General features: G+C 34.7%; 3 protein-coding genes. 2 read left to right on the top strand and 1 reads right to left on the bottom strand.

Annotation, left to right across the window (positions count from 1 at the left end):
- Positions 1-45 precede the first annotated feature (45 nt).
- Positions 46-2,178, bottom strand: a complete 2,133-nt coding sequence (locus tag HU235_RS24540) for an ATP-dependent Clp protease ATP-binding subunit (RefSeq protein ID WP_095302985.1) — start codon at positions 2,176-2,178, stop codon at positions 46-48.
- 284 nt (positions 2,179-2,462) lie between these two features.
- On the opposite strand from HU235_RS24540, the gene HU235_RS24535 reads away from it, so the two are divergent.
- Positions 2,463-3,491, top strand: coding sequence for a YkvI family membrane protein (locus tag HU235_RS24535; RefSeq protein ID WP_095302986.1), 1,029 nt, complete (start codon positions 2,463-2,465; stop codon positions 3,489-3,491).
- Between the two features lie 478 nt (positions 3,492-3,969).
- Positions 3,970-5,115, top strand: a 1,146-nt coding sequence (locus HU235_RS24530) for a hemolysin family protein (RefSeq protein ID WP_174881890.1), incomplete at its 3' end; no start/stop codon positions are given.

Here is a 5,115-nt window from a genome sequence, read left to right as displayed (position 1 = left end):
GTTTTGAGACACCTTATATATTTATGAGATTTTCCTTTTGTCATATTAATTGTTTTTTACGACAATGATTTCATTTTCTTTTACATCAACAAGTACGGATGAGATTTCATCTTCATCAAGAAGTAAATCTGTTAGCTTATCTTCAACATGTTCTTGAATAGCACGGCGAAGTGGTCTAGCACCAAATGACGGATGGTAGCCGAGTTCAGCAAGCTTTTCCTTCGCATTCGTTGTTACTTCAAGTGCAATATGTTGCTCAGCTAGTGTATGCTCTAACTCTTTAAGCATAAGTGTGACGATTTTTAACAAATCATCTTTCTCAAGTGAAGAGAATTCAATAATGTTATCAAAGCGATTTAGAAATTCTGGTTTAAAGAAAGAACCTAATGATTGTAAAAGATGACTTTCCTCAACAGCTGTATTTGCTTGTGTATTAAAGCCAACTTTAATTTGTTTATCTGTTACACCTGCATTGCTTGTCATAATAATTACTGTATCTTTAAAGCTAACTGTTCGTCCTTGACTATCTGTTAAACGGCCATCTTCAAGAATTTGCAGGAACATATGCTGAACGTCAGGATGAGCCTTTTCAATCTCATCTAATAAAATGATGCTATAAGGATTTCTGCGAACCTTTTCAGTAAGCTGACCAGCTTCATCATGACCAACATATCCTGGAGGAGCACCAATTATTTTTGATACAGCATGTTTCTCCATATATTCACTCATATCTAAGCGAATCATGGCATCTTTTGAACCGAATAATTCTTCAGCTAAGGTTTTTGTTAATTCGGTTTTCCCAACACCAGTTGGTCCAACAAAGAGAAATGAGCCAATTGGTCTTGTTTTAGACTTTAAGCCAGCACGGCTTCTTCTAATTGCTTTTGCCACTTTTGTTACCGCATCTTTTTGACCGATAACCTTTTTAGAGAGATTTTCTACTAAATGCTTTAGCTTAGATTGTTCATTTTCTTGAAGCTTTCCAACAGGAATACCAGTTTTCTTTTCTATGATAGCTTGAATGTCTTCTACATCTACTATCAGTTTTTCTGAAGTCGCTTCTTGGTTTAGTTGTGCTTCTAGACGAATTTCTTCATCTCTTAATTTAGCAGCTTTTTCATAATCTTCTTTTTCGGTTGCTTCTTGCTTTTGTTTCATAATTTGTGCAAGTCGTTGTTTTAGTTCTTCATTGCTTACTTGTACGATGTGTAAATTCTTTTTAGAGCCGGCCTCATCAAGTAGGTCAATTGCTTTATCAGGTAAGAAACGATCTTGGATATATCTTTGTGATAATGTGACACATGCTTCGATCGCCTTAGGTGTATATGATACATGGTGATATGCCTCATATTTGTCTTGAATTCCTTTTAAAATGTCAATTGCTTTTTCAACTGATGGCTCATGGACGGTAACAGGCTGGAAACGTCGTTCTAATGCTGCATCCTTTTCAATTGTGCGATATTCCTTTAACGTTGTCGCACCAACGACTTGAAGCTCACCACGGGCAAGAGCTGGTTTTAAAATATTGCCTGCATCCATAGAACCCTCTGCTGAACCTGCACCAACTAATTGATGAATCTCATCAATGAAAAGGATAATATTTTTCTTTTGCTGGAGCTCTTGAATGATTTTTTTCATTCTTTCCTCAAATTGACCTCTTATTCCTGTGCTTGCAACTAAAGAAGCGACATCTAATAAATATACTTCTTTATTTGTTAGTTTTGCTGGCACTGTCCCGTTTGCAATTTTTAAGGCAAGACCTTCGATAATCGCTGTTTTACCGACACCTGGCTCACCAATAAGGACAGGGTTATTTTTGTTGCGACGATTTAATATTTCAATGACTCGTTCAACTTCCTCATCACGGCCAATAACAGGATCGATCAGACCTGCACGAGCAGCTTGTGTTAGATTACGACCAAGCTGATCAAGAATACCTCCACCACCATTTTGCTGAGGTTGTGCTTGAGTTTGTTGATTAAAAGGAGCATTTGCTTGGAATCCTTTAAATAATTCGTCAAATGGAAATGAAGAAAATCCATTTGCAAATCCAGTTGGAATTGATTGTTTATATGCTGCATAACAGTCGTGACATAATGCAGCCTCTGTTTTTTTATTATTTAATTGCAAGTTTAAGTGAATTGTAGCCTTATTCATTTGACATTTTTCACACATCATCGAAAACCATCCCTTTCTTTTTAAAAATTTCCAATTAGTTACGCTTAAAGATTAAAATGAATTCTCAAAGCTTTGACTAAGTTTGACCAATGTGTGATAAAAAGAAGCGGTCAATTTGACCATCTTTGACTATAGTATACTTTGACCTTTTTTGACTTTCAAGTATTTTGCCTATGATAAGAAAGATGTAATTTTTTCCATACCGGGAAGAGAAAGAGCATTATCTGAGTATTCCTTCATATAATGATACAAGCTTTGTTTACGATTAGAGAGGTGTACATAATATGAAGAAATGGATATCTTCAATACAAGTTGCAGCAGTATATGTCGGAACAGTAGTAGGTGCTGGATTTGCAACTGGAAGGGAAATTGTTGAGTTTTTCACTAAACATGGAATATATGGACTTGCAGGGATTTTTTTAGCGGGAATACTTTTTATAAAACTAGGAACGAAAATGTTAATTTTATCAAAGAGAATTCAAGCAAATTCTTATCAAGATTTAATGACGTATTTATTCGGCAGACAGTTCGGCGGGATTGTGAATCTTTTTATGATGCTAGTGTTATTCGGATTAACATCTATTATGCTTTCCGGAGCGGGAGCAATCTTTAAAGAACAATTAGGATTATCAGTAAGAATCGGTGTAATCGTCACAATTTTGCTCACAATATTAGTGATGGCGTTTGGTATCAAAGGGTTGTTTAGTGTCAATATCATAGTAGTCCCGATGTTAATTACATTTAGTATCTTCCTTGCCTTTCAATCATTTTCCATCGAATCAATTCTACTTTTACCACATGAAGAGTCGAGTTCTGTTAAATGGATTATATCAGCATTTTCATATGCCGCTTTTAATATTACAATGGCATCAGCTGTTCTTGTTCCATTAGCTAAAGAGATTAATGATGAGCAAGTATTAAAAAGAGGAGGGTTCCTTGGAGGGGTATTTTTAATGATTGTTTTAATAAGCAGTCATTTTGCACTATCAAGCTTACCTCATTTAACACAATATGATATTCCAATGGCAGAAGTAATGAAAACGACGTTCTTTGCTATTTATTTCATTTATATTGCAGTTATTTATGGCGAGGTATTTACTTCAGTTATCGGAAATTTGTACGGGCTTGAAAAACAATTAAACTCGTACTTTAAAATACCAGGAATGACGATAATATGTGGGATATTATGTATCGCTGCGTTTATTAGCAAAATCGGCTATAGTTCATTAATTACATTATTATATCCAATTTTCGGGTATGTTTGTTTAGGAGCACTTATTTTGTTATTAGTGAAAAAATTACCTACTGAATGATGCTTGTCAGAAAATATAGGCGTATTGAATGGAAAAGAGTTGATACTATTCTCATGGACAGAGGACTATATTCCAACATTTATAAATCAAATTGAGAGAAAAGTAGTCTAGAAAATTATCTTTCTTTCATTCTCAAACATTTATTTGAAGCTTTAATCATTCATTTATGCTCGTAAAACGCGATATTTTACCGAAAAAGGTATTTTTAGTCAGATTTTCACATATTTATTTAAAAAATCGAGTAAGGGTAAAGTTTGACGGTAATGTTTCATTCGTATTATTATTAAACTAATACAATCTGTGGGGTGATAATATGGGGCAGAGTTAAAAATGAATAGACTAATAGCATCCCTTATTGTACTCCAAGCGGACGCTAATACTAGTCAAAACCTATAAGAAGAACGACAGGAAAGATAAATATGATATAACTCTCAGGAGGTGACTCCTTTTCCGTCACTGACGGAGTAAGGAAGCTTATTTGGACATAGTGAATTTGTTGCTTGTTGCAATTTTAATCGCTCTTACGGGTTTTTTCGTTGCTTCTGAATTTGCAATCATTAAAATTAGGAGCTCTCGTATTGACCAATTAATTGCAGAAGGAAACAAAAAGGCAAGTGCGACAAAAAAGGTTATAGATAATTTAGATGAATATTTGTCGGCTTGTCAGCTAGGAATTACAATTACAGCATTAGGATTAGGGTGGCTTGGTGAACCGACGATTGAGCATTTATTAGCACCAGTTTTTGAACAAATACACATGCCTGGGTCTATTTCAACTGTTCTTTCGTTTGTTATCGCATTTTCAACGATTACCTTCCTTCATGTTGTAGTAGGTGAATTAGCACCGAAAACAGTTGCGATACAAAAGGCTGAAGCGATTAGTATTTGGTTTTCTAAACCGTTAATGGCCTTCTATCGTATTATGTACCCGTTTATTTGGGCTTTAAACGGGTCGGCTCGATTTATAACTGGAATTTTTGGCTTAAAGCCTGTTTCAGAGCATGAGCTAGCACATAGTGAAGAGGAACTAAGAATTATTTTATCGGAAAGCTACAAAAGTGGTGAAATTAACCAATCTGAATTTAAATATGTGAACAAAATCTTTGAATTTGATAACCGTATTGCAAAAGAAATTATGGTGCCAAGAACCGAAATTGTTTCATTATCAATCGATGCGCCAATTCAAGAGCAATTAGAAATTATTAAAGATGAAAAGTATACACGTTATCCAATTGTCGATGGCGATAAAGACCATATTATCGGTGTCGTAAATATTAAAGAAATTTTCACAGATCTTATCCACTTTGATAAGCAAAAACCATTTTCAATCGAACAGTATATAAGGCCGATTATTCAAGTAATTGAATCGATACCAATTCATGAGTTACTCGTCAAAATGCAAAAGGAACGTATCCATATGGCGGTCCTAATTGATGAATATGGTGGAACGGCAGGACTTGTAACAGTTGAAGATATTCTTGAGGAAATTGTTGGCGAAATTCGCGATGAATTTGATGCTGATGAGGTACCTCTTATTCAGAAGATAAATGATGCGAAATATATTGTTGTTGGGAATGTTCTTGTTTTTGAAAACAATGAGGTTTTTATTTTTTTAATCGTTGTT

The organism is Metabacillus niabensis (genome assembly GCF_902829255.1).
Classification (GTDB): Bacteria; Bacillota; Bacilli; order Bacillales; family Bacillaceae; genus Metabacillus; species Metabacillus niabensis.
This window is presented reverse-complemented; position numbering and strand designations above follow the sequence as displayed.

Coding starts and splice junctions, on each gene's coding strand:
- HU235_RS24540 (WP_095302985.1), bottom strand. CDS start 2,178: ATGATGTGTGAAAAATGTCAAATGAATAAGGCTACAATTCACTTAAAC.
- HU235_RS24535 (WP_095302986.1), top strand. CDS start 2,463: ATGAAGAAATGGATATCTTCAATACAAGTTGCAGCAGTATATGTCGGA.